At 62.8% G+C, this 16,433-nt stretch carries 15 protein-coding genes and 1 tRNA gene; 1 reads left to right on the top strand and 15 read right to left on the bottom strand.

From position 1 onward, the window contains the following. Positions 1-111: 111 nt before the first annotated feature. The 3 genes from hcp to BBD46_RS01180 form a co-directional block, all read right to left on the bottom strand. Complete coding sequence (hcp, locus tag BBD46_RS01190) at positions 112-1,449, bottom strand: hydroxylamine reductase (RefSeq protein ID WP_071399929.1); 1,338 nt, start codon at positions 1,447-1,449, stop codon at positions 112-114. 217 nt (positions 1,450-1,666) lie between these two features. Beyond that, positions 1,667-1,741 (bottom strand) — tRNA-Glu (locus BBD46_RS01185). A 134-nt stretch (positions 1,742-1,875) separates the two neighbouring features. Further along, positions 1,876-3,336, bottom strand: a complete 1,461-nt coding sequence (locus tag BBD46_RS01180) for a helix-turn-helix transcriptional regulator (protein ID WP_071399928.1) — start codon at positions 3,334-3,336, stop codon at positions 1,876-1,878. 191 nt (positions 3,337-3,527) lie between these two features. On the opposite strand from BBD46_RS01180, the gene BBD46_RS01175 reads away from it, so the two are divergent. Beyond that, positions 3,528-4,106, top strand: coding sequence for an MBL fold metallo-hydrolase (locus BBD46_RS01175; RefSeq protein ID WP_071399927.1), 579 nt, complete (start codon positions 3,528-3,530; stop codon positions 4,104-4,106). A gap of 52 nt (positions 4,107-4,158) precedes the next feature. On the opposite strand, the gene BBD46_RS01170 is transcribed toward BBD46_RS01175, so the two are convergent. From BBD46_RS01170 to rpl7ae, 12 genes are all read right to left on the bottom strand, one after another. Next, on the bottom strand, positions 4,159-5,319 hold the full coding sequence (locus BBD46_RS01170) for an ABC transporter ATP-binding protein (protein ID WP_071399926.1): 1,161 nt from the start codon (positions 5,317-5,319) through the stop codon (positions 4,159-4,161). Further along, entirely contained in the window at positions 5,316-7,358 is a 2,043-nt protein-coding gene (locus BBD46_RS01165) for an ABC transporter permease (protein WP_071399925.1), read from the bottom strand. Before BBD46_RS01165 ends, BBD46_RS01170 begins: the two co-directional genes overlap by 4 nt. Before the next feature lie 4 nt (positions 7,359-7,362). Next, positions 7,363-8,517, bottom strand: coding sequence for a thiamine ABC transporter substrate-binding protein (locus BBD46_RS01160; RefSeq protein WP_071399924.1), 1,155 nt, complete (start codon positions 8,515-8,517; stop codon positions 7,363-7,365). Positions 8,518-8,608: 91 nt separating this feature from the next. Then, on the bottom strand, positions 8,609-9,454 hold the full coding sequence (locus tag BBD46_RS01155; RefSeq protein ID WP_071399923.1) for an ATPase: 846 nt from the start codon (positions 9,452-9,454) through the stop codon (positions 8,609-8,611). Continuing rightward, positions 9,455-9,727, bottom strand: a complete 273-nt coding sequence (locus tag BBD46_RS01150; RefSeq protein ID WP_071400000.1) for a DUF5827 family protein — start codon at positions 9,725-9,727, stop codon at positions 9,455-9,457. 77 nt (positions 9,728-9,804) lie between these two features. Further along, entirely contained in the window at positions 9,805-12,849 is a 3,045-nt protein-coding gene (locus tag BBD46_RS01145) for an FAD-binding and (Fe-S)-binding domain-containing protein (protein WP_071399922.1), read from the bottom strand. A 174-nt stretch (positions 12,850-13,023) separates the two neighbouring features. After that, on the bottom strand, positions 13,024-13,626 hold the full coding sequence (gene sod / locus BBD46_RS01140) for a superoxide dismutase (RefSeq protein WP_071399921.1): 603 nt from the start codon (positions 13,624-13,626) through the stop codon (positions 13,024-13,026). Positions 13,627-13,957: 331 nt separating this feature from the next. Beyond that, positions 13,958-14,410: a DUF7344 domain-containing protein gene (locus BBD46_RS01135; protein WP_071399920.1), complete on the bottom strand. Its 453-nt coding sequence runs from the start codon at positions 14,408-14,410 to the stop codon at positions 13,958-13,960. Between the two features lie 285 nt (positions 14,411-14,695). Further along, positions 14,696-15,160 carry a nucleoside-diphosphate kinase gene (gene ndk / locus BBD46_RS01130; protein ID WP_006651668.1) on the bottom strand — a complete coding sequence of 155 codons (465 nt, stop codon included), beginning with the start codon at positions 15,158-15,160 and terminating at the stop codon, positions 14,696-14,698. Next, a complete protein-coding gene (locus tag BBD46_RS01125) occupies positions 15,160-15,573 on the bottom strand; it encodes a 50S ribosomal protein L24e (RefSeq protein WP_071399919.1) in 414 nt (137 codons plus the stop codon). The genes ndk and BBD46_RS01125 overlap by 1 nt, the downstream gene beginning before the upstream one ends. Before the next feature lie 3 nt (positions 15,574-15,576). Continuing rightward, positions 15,577-15,801, bottom strand: coding sequence for a 30S ribosomal protein S28e (locus BBD46_RS01120; RefSeq protein ID WP_004214009.1), 225 nt, complete (start codon positions 15,799-15,801; stop codon positions 15,577-15,579). Positions 15,802-15,812: 11 nt separating this feature from the next. Next, positions 15,813-16,175: a 50S ribosomal protein L7Ae gene (gene rpl7ae, locus BBD46_RS01115; RefSeq protein ID WP_004213999.1), complete on the bottom strand. Its 363-nt coding sequence runs from the start codon at positions 16,173-16,175 to the stop codon at positions 15,813-15,815. Positions 16,176-16,433: the final 258 nt, after the last annotated feature.

Raw genomic sequence — 16,433 nt, 5'->3', positions numbered from 1 at the left:
TTGATAGAGTATATAAATCGGACCTACCAGCGTTCAATTTCGAGTTTGTGTGTCCAGGGTTTGCCGAGGGTGCGTGACCGAGGACGCGCCTCGGGTTCGCAACGACCCGAGTCAGTCGTCGGCCGGTGACGGTTCCGTCGGCGCGGCAGAAACCGGTTCGTCTAGCATCTCTCGGAGGTCGCCTTTGGGCTCGCCGATCGGCTGGAGACCGAACTCAGCGTTGAGCAACTCGACGATGTCGGGAGTGAGGAACTCGGGAACTGTCGGGCCGAGACGGATGTCTTCGACGCCGAGACTGAGCAGACCGAGCAAGACGGCGATAGCTTTCTGCTCGAACCACGAAAGAACGACGTTCAGCGGGAGTTCGTTAACCGCACAGTCGAAGGCGTCAGCTAGCTCTAACGCGATCTTCACCGTTGAGATCGAGTTGTTACACTGGCCGAGGTCGACGTACCGCGGGATATCGGTGCCGGGAACGGTCCCCATCTCGAGGTCGTTGAACCGGAACTTGCCACAGGAAGTCGTCATGACGACACAGTCCTCAGGGATCTCTTTGACCAGTTCGCGGTAGTAGTCCCGACCCGGCGTCGGACCGTCACAGCCCGCGACGACGAAGAAGTGCCGCAGTTTGCCCGATTCGACGGCGTCGACGATCTCGTCGAGTTGGCCCAGTACGGGTTCGTGGTGGAAACCAGTCGTCACCGTACCGTCTTGCTCCCAGTCGGCTGCCGGCAGCGATTTCGCCGTTTCGATGACCGGCTCGAAGTCGTAGTCGTCGATCGATTCGACACCCTCCAATCCAGCGAGCCCGGTCGTGAAAAACCGATCGCGGTACTCCTCACGGGGCGGCTGGACACAATTCGTCGTCCCGATGATCGCACCGGGGAAGTCCGCAAAGAGGATGCGCTGGTCGTGCCACGCACCACCGATGTTCCCCTGCAGACTATCGTAGGTTTCGAGTTCGGGGTAGCCGTGGGCGGGCAGCATTTCGGAGTGCGTGTAGACGTTGATCTCCTCGTCGACATCCTCGAGTTGCTCGAGAAGTTGTTTCAGACCGTACAGGTCGTGGCCCGTGATCAGGATGGATTTTCCTTCGACGTTGTTCTGTGGAACCTCGGTCGGTTCCGGAACGCCGAGTTCCTGCGTGTGGGCCTCGTCGAGTAGTTCCATCACGTCGACAGCGGCGTCGCCGGCTCGCATCGCGAGATCGACGTGATCGTCCATGCTGAAGTTGACGTTCGTCAGCGTCGAGTACAGCGCCTCATGGACGAATCCATCGACACCACGGTCGTAGTAGCCCATGTCACGAGCATGGGTCGCATACGCCGAAATGCCCTTCAGGCCGTAAACGACGAGTTCCTGCATTCCGTTGAGGTCAGGTTCCTTCCCACAAACACCAACAGTCGTACAGCCACCGTCGGGAGTTTGTTCACACTGATTACAGTCCATATCCGACGAATGTGAAGCCACGAGGATAACCCCTCGAAGGCTTCCCAACGTCCGGTAATCTACGGGAAGGCGTTCACCCAAGAATTTATTTAAACGCAGTATACTGTCGAATAGTACGGACTATACGTGTTGCCTGTAACAGACTGTCAGATAGCTCTTGTCGGGCTAGAGATGAGCTAGTATACGGTGAAAGCCACAAGAAGACGAAGGGGTAGGATGCTCCGACAGGGATTCGAACCCTGGTCATTGCCGTGAGAGGGCAATATGATTGGCCGGACTACACCATCGGAGCCCGTCGCGGTTCGTCGCGAACGTACTTTCACGTAGTGCGCTACGATGTTTAAGCATTCCGTTTCGACAGCGGAGTGCGCGTGAGTCACACGACAGTACGCGGCAAGCACTGCTTGATAGTCGAAGATTGCCACGTCACTGCTGCTCGTCGAACGGTGATTTCGTCGCCTCCGGTTCGAATCCTTCGAGACTGATAATGTTCTCCCGACCGACGCGGAGCTTACTGATTGTTCCTTCGTCTTCCATCTCCGAGAGCAGCATGCTCACCTTGGATTTCGACCAGCCGGTTTCGTCGACGATGTTGACCTGTTTCATTCGGCCGCCGTTTTCGCGGATGAGTTCGACGACCCGGTCTTCGTCCGTCAACAGATCGCCCTCGGAGAGTGGCTCCGGCGTCGGTCCGGAACTGCCAGTGTCGGTGTGTTCACCGGTTTCTGTTGGCGTGTTGTTGTTCGCCCCGGGAGAGACGCTGTCGGCATCGGATTGCAGCCCGCTATCTGCATCTGTCTCGTTCTCGGTGCCTCCTCCGAAGCCAGGGATAGCGAACGTACGGTTCGATTCCTGGTTCGTGTCAGTGTCAGTGTCAGCACCCATACCGACACCAGCACTGGTACCAGCCCGACGCTGCGCACGGTACCAGCGACCGGCGAGAGCGAGTCCGGCTACGGCCACAAGGACGAGTGCGAGTGCGGCCAATCCTGTCCCGGTCGACTGCTCGCCAAAGAGAGACGGGACGCCGGTATCAAAAATCCCGCCTGAGTCGCCGTCTTCGTACTCGAAGACGACGCGTGGATGTCCTGCGAGGAACTCGCGTTCACCCTCCCACTGGACGATATCGGCCTCAGACAGCGATGTTCCGACGTACTCGGGTTCCGGTTCGGCGTGGTCGAAGACGAGGCCGTCGCCAGGCTGGATGTCAATCGACTGATCGCTCGAGAGATACACACTCTGGAAGACGTCACCGATGACGAGCGTTCCGTTCTCCGAGACCGCAAACTCGTGCCACGTAAAGGACATTTCGACGACGCCCATCGGGTTGATCTGTCCCTCGACTGTCGCACGACGGTCAAAGTCGCTCGCCTCCATCTCGCGATCGGTAATCTCAGAGCCGCTGTCCGTGAGCGAGTGTGCCTGCTCGACGAACCGCTGGTAGAATTCCGTCTCCTCGGCTTCGAACTCCTCGGCGAACGCCTCGAAGTTCTCCGGTGTGTTCGGATCCGTCTCGTTCCCGGTCGCATCGAGTCGCTGTTCGTATCGGAACGTCCAGGTCGCACTTCCGTTCTCGTGGACCGTAATCTCGAACGTCCGCGAGTCGAACTCACGCGAGTCGGGAACGTACTCCTGCTGCGTCGGTGACACTGCCTGTTGAGTCGTCTGCTGAATCGGCTGCTGTGTGTCGGCATTCGAGGCCGAGTACGCTGTCAGCGATTGTGGGGACAGCGACTGTGATGCCGTCTCACCGGGCTGAATATCGGCCGTCGTTCCGGTATCGCCACTGACACCCGCCGACGCGCCCAAAGCGACGGTCGCGCCGATCCCGAGTGCAACGAGGAAAACTCCGATGGCGACAAGTCCGACGGAAACCGGCCGATGCATTCGTTGCTCACTACGTGCCGGAGCTAAAAATGCTTGTGAATACGAGAACCGATGGTCAAGAGACCTGTTCGATTTTGTGCAGGTTTGAGACCCTCCAACTCACCGCACTCGGGACTGAGCATGAGTCGCGATTCTAGCCGACGACAGCGAGTGTCGATACGCACAAACCCCTCGCCTTCGTAGGGGTCGCTATGATCCACAATCTCGCACAGGGCGTGCAGGCGTTCACCAGCAACGTCTTTCTCGTCGAAGGTGACCGAACCGTACTAGTCGACACCGGGGCGAACTTCGACGTTGTCGACGCGATTCAGTCGCGAGTCGATGGCTTGGATGCCGTCGTCCTCACACACACCCACCGCGACCACGTCGGCAACGTCGGCGCCGTGGTCGACGCCTTCGATGTCGATGTCTGGGGCTACGACGAGACGATCGATGGCGTCGACCACGCCATCGAGGACGGCGAGACCCTCACGATCGGCGACTACGAGTACACCGCCCTCCACACCCCCGGCCACAAGGACGACCACCTCTGTTTCTACGCCGCCGACGCCGGCATCCTCTTCGCAGGCGATCTGGTCTTCCAGAACGGCAGCTTCGGGCGGACGGACCTGCCCGAGGGCGACCGCCAGACGTTGATCGAGAGCATCGACCGGGTACTCGAGTCCATCGATACTGACCTCGCTGAGATGCACACGGGACATGGCCCGAGTGTGACGAGTGAGCCGTACGATCACGTCGAGCTATCGGGACGAATGGCGCGGCAAGCGTAGGTTTGAACGACGGACACGGACGACGGACGAGGGGCCCATAGCGTCGGACTGCTCAGTCATTGCTCGAAGAGATCACGTGGGCCGCCGCGGGCTCGAACCCGACCGAACACGTCTCACCACTGGGCGGCTCCGCGAGTCGGAGAACGATCGGAACACCGTTCCAGTGGCCGTGAACGCGAACGCGTTCGCCGAGGAACTCGGTGGTTTCGATGTCGACGGTGAGCTGATTCTGCGCCGTCTCGCGACTGAGCGCACCTGGCCGCACACAGATAGCGATGTGCGTCGCATCCGTCGGAACGCCAGCGATTGTGAACGTCGTCTGTGCCCGTTTCTGTCTCTGTGTCTGTGACCCCGTCCCTGTCCCTGTCCCTGTCCCTATCCCTGACCCTGACCCACTCTCGCCAACTACGACAGTCGCATGCTCGCCGTCGTGATCGACCACCCGGCCGTCGAAGACGTTGTTGTCGCCGACAAACTCGGCGACAAAGCGTGACGCCGGCTCGCGGTAGACGTCCTTCGGCCGGCCGATCTGTTCGATTTCTCCGTCGTGCATCACTGCGAGGCGATCCGAAATCGCGAGCGCCTCCGCCTGATCGTGCGTGACGTAGACCGTCGTAATCTCGAGTTCGGACTGAATCCGAGAGAGCTGGCGGCGAAGCGACTCGCGCAGTCTGGCGTCGAGTGCGCTCATCGGCTCGTCGAGCAAGAGCAGCTCCGGTGCCGGCGCGAGTGCGCGAGCCAGCGCAACCCGCTGTTGCTGGCCGCCGGAGAGCTGCGCCGGATCGCGCTCACCCATCCCCTCGAGGTCGACTAACTCGAGTAGCTCGCTCACGCGTTCATCCACAGTCAGCCCTGCGGGTGGCGCTCGAAATGTGAGGCCGTAGCCGACGTTCTCGGCGACCGAGAGGTGTGGGAAAAGGGCGTAGCTCTGGAAGACGACGCCGACATCCCGGTCTTCTGGTGGGACACCGGTCATTGGGTCGTCGTCGAAGGTGACGGTGCCGGTCGTTGGCTCCTCGAAGCCGGCGATGGTCCGTAGCGTGGTCGTCTTGCCACAGCCGGAGGGACCGACGAGCGTGAAGAATTCGCCGTCGCGGACGGTGAGGTCGACGTTCTGCAGGGCGATCGCTTCAGATTCACTTTCGTCAGTCGTGGTGCTCGTTTCTGTGCCACCGTAGCGCTTCGAGACGCCTGAAAGTCGGAGTTCGGTCACAGTTCGTACCTCCCGCCGACGCGGTCGATGACGACGAAACTGGCTGCCGTGACACACAGGAGGAGCGTCCCCATTGCGATCGCAGGACCGGAACGACGGCCGAGGTAGCGTTCGACGGCGACGGGCATCGTGTAACTCTCGCTCCCGCTGGCCAAAATCACCGTCGAAGAGAACTCGCCGATCGAGATGGCGAAGGCGAATGCCGCGCCGGCGACGATGCCGCTCGCGACCAGCGGGAGTTCCACGTCGAGCAGCGCACGGAATCGCGACGCGCCGAGTGCACGCGCGGATTCGACCATCGCCGGATCGAGGTTCGAGAGCAGCGGCGAGACGTTCCGGGTGACGAACGGGTAGGCCGCGACCGCGTGCGCGACGACGATGGCGACCGCACCGGTCACCTGGAACTGCCAGCCGCCGGGCAGCGAGATGCCGAAGACGAGCCCCTGGAGCAGTCCGATGCCGAAGACGACCCCGCTGACCGCGAGCGGAAGCATTGCGAGGGTGTCGATGATCGTTCCGCTCCGGCCTGCCCGAACCGTCAACACCGAGATGACGACACCCATCGGCACCGCGACCGCGAGGGTCGCAACGCCGAACAGCAGCGAGTTCCGGATCGCCGGCCACGGCTGGGTCTGAAAGCTCTCGCCCTCGAGTTGGCGCTCCAGCAGGAAGGCGTAGTTTCGCAGCGTAAAGCCGCCCCCATCGGTCACGCTCCCGACGACGAGGCTCGCGAGCGGGCCGACGAAGAGGACGAGCGCGCCGAGTCCGTAGCCGAGGATGGCGAGCCGGCGCGGAGAGAGAACCGTCTGGAGATCGGGAAATAGCGCCTCCTTCGGCGGCGGCGAGGCCGCCTGCGAGAGCCCCGTCTGGGCGGACTCGTACCGGAGATAGGCGTAGGTCAACCCGAGCGAGAGGATCGTCTCGAGGACGGCCAGCGTCGCAGCCTCGGTGTAGTCCAGGCGCTGGATGCGGTCGTAGATCCAGACCTCGACGGTCGCAAGCTGCAGGCCACCGAGCGCGAGCACGATTGGGAACGTCATGAACGTGAAGATGAACGTCAACAGCGCCCCGGTGAGTACGGCCGGCGCGAGCTGTGGGACGACGACATCCCGGAAGGCGCGGCGTTCACTCGCACCGAGGCTGCGAGCGGTTTCGACGGCCCGGACGTCGACGGACTCCCAGGCGGCGACGGTGATCCGGGCGACCAGCGGCGCATTATAAAAGGCGTGGGCCAGGATAACGATCGCGAGCGGATTCGACTCGACGAACGCGAACGGGCCGAGACCGACTCCACCAAGGATCGTGTTCAGCGTTCCGGATTGGCCGAACATCGCGTAGAAGCCGACCGCGACCATGATCCCCGGCAGCACGAACGGCAGAATCGTCAGCGAGCGCAGCGTCCGCCGACCGTAGAACTCGTAGTTCGCGAGGATATACGCCGCCGGCAGCCCGATCGCAACGCTCGCAATCGTCGACAGCGCGGCCTGGTACGCCGTAAAGCCGAACAGTCCCTGCCGAACGCCAGGGGTCTCGACGCCGACCCAGGGGATCGGCAGCTCGAACTGGACGAACGGCAGTGGGAGTCGGTACTCGAGTCCGACTGAAATCGAGATGGCTGCGAGCCAGCCGGCGAGTGCGTGGAGGTGCTCGCCGATCGCGAGCGGGTCTGCGAAGATGTCTGCCAGGACGCCGAAGTAGAAGGAGTCTGTGAGGACATCGACGAACGGCGCGAGTGTTGGGATGCCGTCCTCGACGATGGCGTTGACGAGGACGACGCCGGTCGGGAGATAGAGCATGACCGCGAGGACGGCGGCGGTGGCGAGGGCGAGCAGCGCGAGCGCGTGGCTGTCGAGCCAGTGTCGAAGTCCTGTGAGCGATCTGGAGTCGGGGAAAGGTAGCGTGCGCTCGTGGTTGTGGTTGTGCTCGCTCTCGCAGTCGCACTCGTTCTGACACTCGCCGTCGCTGTTGCTAGTCTGGTCTCGTTCGCTGGCAGCCTGTGATGGCGGCTGTGACCGCGACTCGTCCCCCGACCGAGACACGGGCCTACTGGCTCGCGATTTCGCGCGCCCACTCGTCGACCCAGTCGTCGACGTTTCCGCGGAGGTCGTCGTAACCGAGCGTCACGGCCTCCGGCGGCACGTAGGCGTACTGGTCGAACTCCTCGTCAAGGTCGACGTGCTCGTCTTCGACGGCCGGGAACTGGACGTTCCGTTCTGCGATTTCGGCCTGTGCGTCGTTCGAGAGCGCGAAGTCGAGAAAGGCGTACGCGAGGTCGAGCTGCTCCGCATCCTCGAAGATCGCCATCCCTTCGGGGTTCGCGTAGCCCTGGTCGTTCAGGAAGCCGACCTGGTGACGGCTAAGGTCGTGACCCGACATAGAGGCGAACACTTGGTCCGTCGAGTAAGAAACGACCATTGGGCGCTCCTCGTTCATGTACGCGCCGTTGTAGGAGTCGTTCCAGCTATCGAGCACGCGCACGCCGTTGTCCTGCAGCTCTCGCCAGTAGTCGAGGTACCCGTCCTCGCCGAAGGCGTCGATAGTCCAGAGCAAGAACGCCTGTCCCGGGTCCGAGGTCTGTGCGTTCTGGGCGAGTAGCGCGTCCTCGTAGTCCGATTCGAGGAGGTCCTCGAACGTCTGTGGCTCGTCGACCTCGTTCTCGTCGTAGACGAGGCTGATGTAGCCCGTGTCGTAGGCAAGCACGCGGTCGTGCGGGTCGCCCATATCGAGGCCGTCGCGGATGCGCCCTGAGCGCTCGATCCGGTCCGTGTTGAGTTCGCGGAACAGGCCGCCCTCCGCGAGATTGTCGTCGACGCTCACCAGGTCGTCGATGTTCAGCCCGAGGTAGACGTCAGCGTCGATTGCCTCGCCCTGCTCGGCACTGTTGATATAGTAGTTGATCCCCTGATCCGGCAGCAGCGTCCACTCGAGTTCGGCGTCTGGAAACTCGCTCTCGAAGGCCTCCTTGAGCCACGGACCTGCCGCGGTCTCCTCGTCGATCATCGACTCGTAGGTGACGACCTCGAGCGTCCCCTCCAGATCGGGGTTCTCGGGCGCTGGGTCGGGTGTCTCGTCACCGTTTGCGTCGCCGTTCTCGTTCTCGTCCTCGTCCTCGTCGCCGGTATCCTCGCGAGAGAGACAGCCTGCAAAGCCAGCGATCGCTCCCCCACCGAGTGTGCCGACGAACGTTCGTCGTCTCATCACCCAGTGGTTACACTCCGTGGTTGTAAGTTGATCGTTCCGCGAGCAGCGTGTCGCTCCCTCACACAGTCAGGCGGCCGAACGCGGTCCCTCACTCGGCTCGCTTCGGGCCACCCTGACGGGCCGCAGCCAGCAACGCGTTGTAAGCCGTGCTGTACGCGTCGGCGATCGCCGCGGGGTCGTCACGGTCCGAACTCTCGAGTGGCGGCAACGACACCCGATCGAGCGGGTCGAGGTACTCGAGTACGTCCGGCACGCGTTTTTCGAGCGCGCCGTCTTTCGGGCTGGAACTGGCGATTTCGCAGGCCCGGCAGTAGCGGTCGCCGGGGTAGATTCGGACGCGGCCGGGCTCGACGGCGGCGACCGCTGTGACGGCTGCGGGGTCGAGCGACTGGAGCGGCTGGGCGATGTCGCTGTAGGATTCGACGACGGCGATGTCCGTCGCCTCGATTTCCGCGGCGAGGTCAGCAAACGCTGGAACGTAGCGCTCTTCGGCGACCGTATTGAACTCCTCGACGGTCTCGACGGGAATCGCGTCCTCGAGCGGGAGCGCCTCGGAGACGGCTGCGGGCACCTCGGCGGTCGCGTTTCGGACGTACGTCGCGTCCTCGCCCTGTCCGATACGATCGACGACGAACTCGCGGTCGTGGCGGCCGAGGAGACCGGCCCCCGCGTCCGGTGTCGGTCGCCAGAGTCGATGGACGGGGTTGAGGGTTTCGGGGTTTCGACCTCTGTTCTCGGCCGTGGCCAGCCGAGCGGCGTCCTTGCCGTAGAGCCGTCCGTCTGCGAGCGCGCGCTGGCAGTCGTCGTGATCGAACCAGAAGTCGTTGCCCGCGCGGGGTTTGTAGCCGCGAGCGCCGGTGCGTTCGAGCAGGCCGACCGAGAACGTGGTCTTGCCGGCGTCGACTCGGTCGGTGCCAACGACGAGCAGAATCATCTACTCGTCCGTCTTCAGCCCGTAGTAGCCGGGTTCGTCGTCGGTTCGCGGTTCGGCGACCACGAGTTCGGCCGCGTTGGTCATGATCCACGGAATCGCCCAGTCGAGCAGAATCGCTTCGGTCTCCTGATCGATTTCGGCGTCGGCTTCGAGCCCCTGGAGCATGCGGGCGATTTCGTAGACGGTGTACATCTGATCGTCCTCGAGCAGCTCCGCGGGCGTGTAGAAGTCACACGGTGGCAGGCTGTCGAACTCGGATTTGGGTACGGGCATTCGTTCGCTCACACGTACACCGGTCAGACGCCTAAAGCGTTCGTTCTCGTGCCTGCTGTGGGTGTCGACCGTCGACATCAATCCGTGAGCGCACGAGCGAGCAACTCGATCGGGTGCGACGGCCGTTCTGTGTCCTCGAAGTCACCGATCTGCGTCCGACAGGAGGTCCCTGGTGCGGCGACGACCGTTCCCGCACTGTCGGCGAGTTGGTCCTGTAGCAGCGAGCCAATTGCCCGCGAGAGGTCGTAGTGTTCGGCCTCGTAGCCGAAACTGCCGGCCATGCCACAGCAGCCGGAGTTGACCGGATCCACGGCGTAGCCGGCCCGCCGGAGGACGCCAACGGCGTGGTGGTCCGCACCGCGCGCCTTCTGGTGGCAGTGACCGTGATACGTCAGCCGCTCGGCCGTCGCACTCGAGTCGAACGTGATCCTGTCGTCGAGCCGCTGCGTGTCGATGAACTCGCAGACGCCGTAGGCGTTCGCCGCGAGGCGGTCGACTCGCTCGCTGTACTCGTCGCCGAGCAGCGAGCGGTACTCGTCGACCACCATCGACGCGTCGGACGGTTCGAGAAAGAGCACCGACCAGCCCTGTTCGAGGAACGACTCGAGGTCCCCGAGCAGCGTCTCGGCCCGTCCGTTGGCATTGTCGAGCAGCCCCTGCGAGTAGGCGGCCCTGCCCGTTGAACCGAGAGCCGGAACACGGACGTGCACGTCCGCGGCCTCCAGCACCTCGACGGCCGCTCTTCCGGGCTCGGGGTTCGAGTAGTTCGTATACGTATCCGGGTAGAGGACGACCCCTGCTGTGGCGTCCCCGGGATCGACTTGCGGCCCGCGGGCTGCAAACCAGTCGACCAGCGACTCGCGCCGGAACGAGGGAAGCGTTCGCTCGGGGGCGATTCCGAGGGTCTTCTCGAGTACCCGTCGTGCGCCGGGCACTGCCGTGGCGCGGTTCGCGAGCGGCGCGGTGGCGCTTCCGAGCGCGGCGAGGCGGTCGATGTTCGCGAACAGGCGCTCGCGCAGGCCGACGCCCTCGCGGTCGTGATACTGGTGTTTCACCTCGGCTTTGAGCTTCGCCAGGTCGACGCCGGTCGGGCAGTCGCTCTGACAGCCCTTGCAGCCGATGCAGAGATCCAGCACCTCGGACTGGAACCGGTCGTCGTAGAGTTCCTCGGGGTCGAGTTCGCCGCTAATCGCCGCCCGGAGCAGATTAGCCCGGCCGCGTGTCGTCGCGATTTCCTCGCCGGTCGCCCGGTAGGTCGGACACATCACGTCGCCGTCGGTCTGACGACAGGTCCCACAGCCGTTACAGAGTTCGACCAGGTGGGAGAAGCCGCCTTCGGGTTCGAACTCGAGTGCAGTTTGGGGCTCGAGCGTTGCATAATCGGCTCCGTAGCGAAGATTGTCGCGGATGTCGGTCGGCTCCTCATCGCGGTAGACGACCTTCCCCGGATTCATGCGCCAGTCGGGATCGAACGCGGACTTGACCTCCTTGAACGCGTCCCAGAGATCAGGACCGTACAGTTTTGGGTTGAATTCGGTCCGGGCGAGGCCGTCGCCGTGCTCCCCGGAGAACGAGCCGCCGTGTTCGAGTGCGAGCGAGGTCACGTCCTCGGCGATCGAGCGCATGGTCTCGACGCCGTCCTCCGCTTTGAGGTTCAGCACGGGGCGGATGTGCAGCGTCCCCGCGCCCGCGTGGGCGAAGTACGACGCCCGCGTCCCGTGCTCGTCGAGGATGTCCTCGAAACCGGCGACGTACTCGGCGAGTTCCGCAGGCGGAACCGAGGCGTCCTCGACGAACGGGTACGGCTTCGGATCCCCTTCCATGCTCATCAACAGCGGAATCGCAGCCTTTCGGAGCTTCCAGAGACGATCCTGCTCGTCGGCGTCGAACGCCCGGAGTGAGTCGACTGCAGCCCCCGATCCGACGAGTTCCGCACGGGCGCGTTCGACCGCGCCCGGCAAGTCGTCGACCACCTCCGAGTCGAACTCCAACATGAGCGCTGCCACAGTCCCGTCCGGAATCGGTTCAGCGAACTCGGCGTACTCCGACGATTCTGCGGCGAGTCGAAACACGTCCTCGTCCATGAGTTCGACCGCGCTGGCGTTGGACTCGAGTGCCCGGGGCACAGCGGCGAGCGACTCGATGAGATTGTCGTAACAGCAGACGAGGAGCGCGGTCTCCTCGGGGCGGGTGACGAGCGAGAGGTCGGCTTCGACGACGACGCCGAGGGTTCCTTCCGCGCCGACGATGAGCTTCGAGAGGTTGATCACCCGTTCGCCCTGTTCTGTGGTCCTGATTACCTTCTGGAGGTTGTAGCCGCTGACGCTGCGCTTGAGGTTTGGATAGCGCGTCTCGATCTCGGCGGCATTGTTCTCGACGACGGCCCGAATGGTTTGATAAATTGCGGCCTCGCGATCATCTTTCGAGACGATCTGGTCCCACTCAGGGCTGTCCAACACGATGTCCCGCGTCCGGATCTGCGAGCCATCCGCGAGAACGACCTCGCACGCCTCGACGTAGGCGTCCGTGATCCCGTACCGAACAGAGTGTGCGCCCGTCGAGTTGTTCCCGATGCCGCCACCGATCGTCGCACGGTTCGAGGAGGCTGGATCCGGCGCGAACTTGAGCCCGTGCGGTTCAAGCGCGGCGTCGAGATCATCCTGCACGACGCCGGGCTGGACAGTAGCGCGTCGCCGCTCCGGATCGATGGCTCGAATCTCGTCCATGTGCCGCGACAGATCGAGGACGACGCAGCCGGGGCCGACTGCCTGTCCAGCGAGCGACGAACCCGCACCGCGTGGCAGGACCGACACGTCGTGTTCGGCTGCGACGCGAACTGCCGCCTGTACGTCGGCCGCGTCTCGCGGCACGACGACACCCGCCGGCTGTGCCTGATAGATGCTGCCGTCGGTGGCGTAGAGGATGCGGGTGTACTCGTCAAAGCGCACGTCGCCACGACAGGCGGACTCGAGTGCACGCTCGAGTAACCTCGTCTGTGAGGTTCCTGTATCCGTGGGTGGCTCGGTGGATGTAGGTGGTACAGCGTCGGGGTCGGGGACGACCGTAGACTTGGAATTGGGTTCGGATTCGGACGGAGACTCGGGTCGCTCCTCGGCGGCCATATACGGACCGCGTCATCGTCCGGCAAGATAAACTGTGGTGCTTGTTCACAACTTGCTTGATTTAGTGAGGGGTGGCGAGCAGTGTCGATAGCAGTCGCTCACACGTTGGTGATGCAAAAAACACGAGATTGGACCGCACAGCCCGCTGGCTTCAGCTACTCGTCTCGGTGCGACTTACTCGAAGTGGTCGAGGCACTTCTGGTACTCGTCCTCGACCGAGTCCCAGTTGATCACGTCGAAGAAGCCCTCGATGAAGCTGCCGCGGTCTGGACCGTAGTCGTAGTAGTAGGAGTGCTCCCAGACGTCGAGTGCGAGGATCGGGTGGGAGCCCCAGAGTGCGCCCTGGTCGTGCTTGTCGACCGCGACGTTGCGAAGCTGCTTCGCAACTGGGTCGTATACCAGCAGCGCCCAGCCGCCGGCGGCGCCGGCAGCGGCCTCGAATTCGCCCTTCCAGCCCTCGTAGGAGCCGAAGTCCTCCTCGATACGGTCTGCGATGTCGCCCTCCGGCTCGCCGCCACCGTTTGGCGACATGTTCTCCCAGAACAGCGTGTGGAGGTAGTGTCCACTGCCGTTGTGGGTGACGTTCGAGAGCGCACCGGGCGTCGAGTCGAACTCGCCGCTCTCGCGGTTTTCGGCGAGGGTTTCCTCAGCCGAGTTCAGCCCGTTGACGTAGCCCTGATGGTGCGTGTCGTGGTGCCAGGTGACGACCTGTTCGGAGATCGACGGTTCCAGTGCGTCGTAATCGTATGGAAGTGGTGGAAGTTCGTGGTCAGTCATGGGTAAACACCTAGTGAGTGGTTAGGTTTCTCTCCTGTTAAGTGTTCAGGAGTGAAATGATACCATACCACACTATCGCGTTCGGGAACCGGTTGTCCCCGACTCCACCTGAGTGGTCAGCAGGCGACGTGTTAAACCTTTCAGCGGTGGCTCGTCACACAGTGTCACAGAGTGACCGGGTGGAGCACCCGACCTATCGCTCACCACACAGTCGTCGGTCTCCCCAGAACCCATGAGCCGGCGTCGGCACCACCCTATTCGCCCGACTCCTGACCAACCGTACCGTACTCTTGTCCTTCCGTCCACCCACCTTCCCGTCCTCGCCGGCCAGTTAGTGATCGGTTCGTGCGCGTCGTTCCTTGTGGTGGGCGTGTTCGAGCCACTCCTCAAGCGACGGTTGGGACCAGTACCGAACCGTCTGACTGCGACGGTCGTGTTCGATCACACCCACCTCTTCCAGTTTCGGTAGGTGAACGTGTTGGAGTTCGGTCTCGACGATCTGGTGTTGGTCTTCGCCAGCGACTTGGCTATCGGCGTGGCTCGAGTGCTGGCGGTGTATCGCCGTCGACGGCGACTCTGCGCTCGATGCTGACTCGGCGTATCGCCGTTCGAACGAGACGATCGAGTCGGTCAACTCCTCGACCGTCGCAACACCGTCTGATTGCTCGTAGAGCGTATACAACGCGTATCGCCGTCGTTGATTCGACAGGAGTTCGAAGATGAGATCGAGTGACGGCGTCGCCTCGACCGCATGTTGTGTTGACTCCCGTCCTGTTTTACACATCCACAGACCACCTACCATATATTACCATTCGAAACCACCACGGCTCTCTACAGCAGCCGTCACATTAGATGTTACGTCTACCTGTCTCACTATCTGGCGTAAATTTCTGTCAGGTGGTAATGAAACGAGGGTGGTTGTATAACAGAACCGGTCGTGGCAAGATGTGCGGCACAACGTTGGAGCGCCACAGCGAACCAACGTGCAACGTGCAGCGCAACAGCTCACGGTCAGTGAAGCAGGAGAACAGTCAGTGACTGTTATGTCTGCAGTGAGAGCTGTCGAGCGTTACTCGTAGAGCCACTCGCCGTCGTGTTGCTCGTAGTCCGTCAGCTCGTCTTCGTCGAAGTGGATTGCGATTTCGCGCTCGTTTGCGCCCTCGTCCTCGTGGTCTGCCGCGTGAACGACGTTCCGACCGAGGTCGAGTGCGTAATCGCCGCGGATCGTGCCTGGTTCGGCCTCGAGTGGGTCCGTCTCGCCGATCATCTGGCGGACCTGACGCGTTGCGTCCTGTCCTTCCCAGACCATCGGGACGACGGGGCCGGAGGTGATGAAGTCAACGAGGTCGTCGTAGAACGGCTTGTCCTCGTGTTCACCGTAGTGTTCCTCGGCACGTTCGCGAGGCATCGTTTCGACCTTGATGCCGACGAGCTTGAGTCCGCGCTCTTCGAGTCGGGAGATGACCTCGCCCACGAGCCCACGCGCGAAGGCGTCGGGCTTGACCATCACGAAGGTGCGTTCGTGCTCGCTCATTAGGCCTCACTCTCCTCGTCGGCTGCCTCGGCGTCGGCGTCTGCTTCTGCGTCGGCCTCAGCGTCGGCATCCGATTCCGATTCGGTCTCGTCGACCGTCTCGTCCCCGGCAGGAACGTCGTCCTCGTCGTCGGCGACGTCTTCTTCGGTTGCGAGGTCCTCATCTTCGTCTGCGTCGACGACCTCGTCCTGGTCGGCTTCCTCGTCGGCGGTCGTGTCGGCCTGGGCTGGGCCCTTGCCGGCACGTCCTTCCTCGGTCCACTCGAGATCGCGCGGTTCGCGACCGAGCTTGTAGTTCTTCTCCGCTTTCGAGTCGACGAAGTGAAGCACGGTACCGTCGTTGCGGACGTACATGATGCCCGTGCCGGGTTCGATCTCTTCGCCCGTGTAGTCGCAGGTGCGTTTCTCGACCATTGGTTACTGTCCTCCGATGGAGTCCGCCTCGCGGGCGGTCTCACGAAGCTGGAGTACGTCCCCTTCGCGGACCGGTCCGAGGCAGTTACGGGTGATGATTCGTCCCTGATTCTCGCCCTCTTGAATCCGGCACTTGACCTGCATGGCCTCTCCGTGCATGCCGGTTTTGCCGACGATCTCGATGACCTCGGCGGGCGTGGAGCCGCTTTCTTCCTCTTCAGCACTCATCTCTGATCACCTCAGTCGAGGTCCTCGACCTTGCCGGCGATGTCTTCGACGTCGCCTTCGGCCTCTCCGGTGTCGACGATAGCTGCGGCGGCCGAGCCGACCTCGAGGCCCGCAGCGTGGCCGACGTCGTCCTGGGTCTCGATAAAGACGACAGGAATACCCTTCTCGTCGGCGAGTTCTGGGAGGTGCATGACGATCTCCTCAGGGGAGACGTCTTCAGCGACGAAAACGAGCTCGGCGTTGCCGCGCTCGATCGCCTTCGTGGTTTCGTTCGTTCCTTTCTTTACTCGGCCGGTGTCTCGTGCGACCTCGAGCGCCTCAAGGGCGTCATCTGCGAGATCGGCTGGGATGTCGGTTGTGACGTAGACTGACATTGGTTGTTCACCTCTCCTACACGTGGGCTCGCGCTCCCCTGCCCTCGAGGGTTCGGCCTGTGTTCCGTTCCCAGAATCGAATTCGGTGTGAATTCGGCATCGACTCCGGCTCCGGAAACCGAACCCCAGGCCGGGCTGTGCCCGGCGGCGGTCCTGTAAGGCTAGGAGCATCATCAACCCCGCGTAGGGTGTACTACGTCAGTAGCGTTGCCCCCCTTAAAAGCGTGTTCAAAACGCTGGACGAGTGTGACCTGGACG

Source organism: Natrialba sp. SSL1, assembly GCF_001861355.1.
Lineage (GTDB): Archaea > Halobacteriota > Halobacteria > Halobacteriales > Natrialbaceae > Natrialba.
This window is presented reverse-complemented; position numbering and strand designations above follow the sequence as displayed.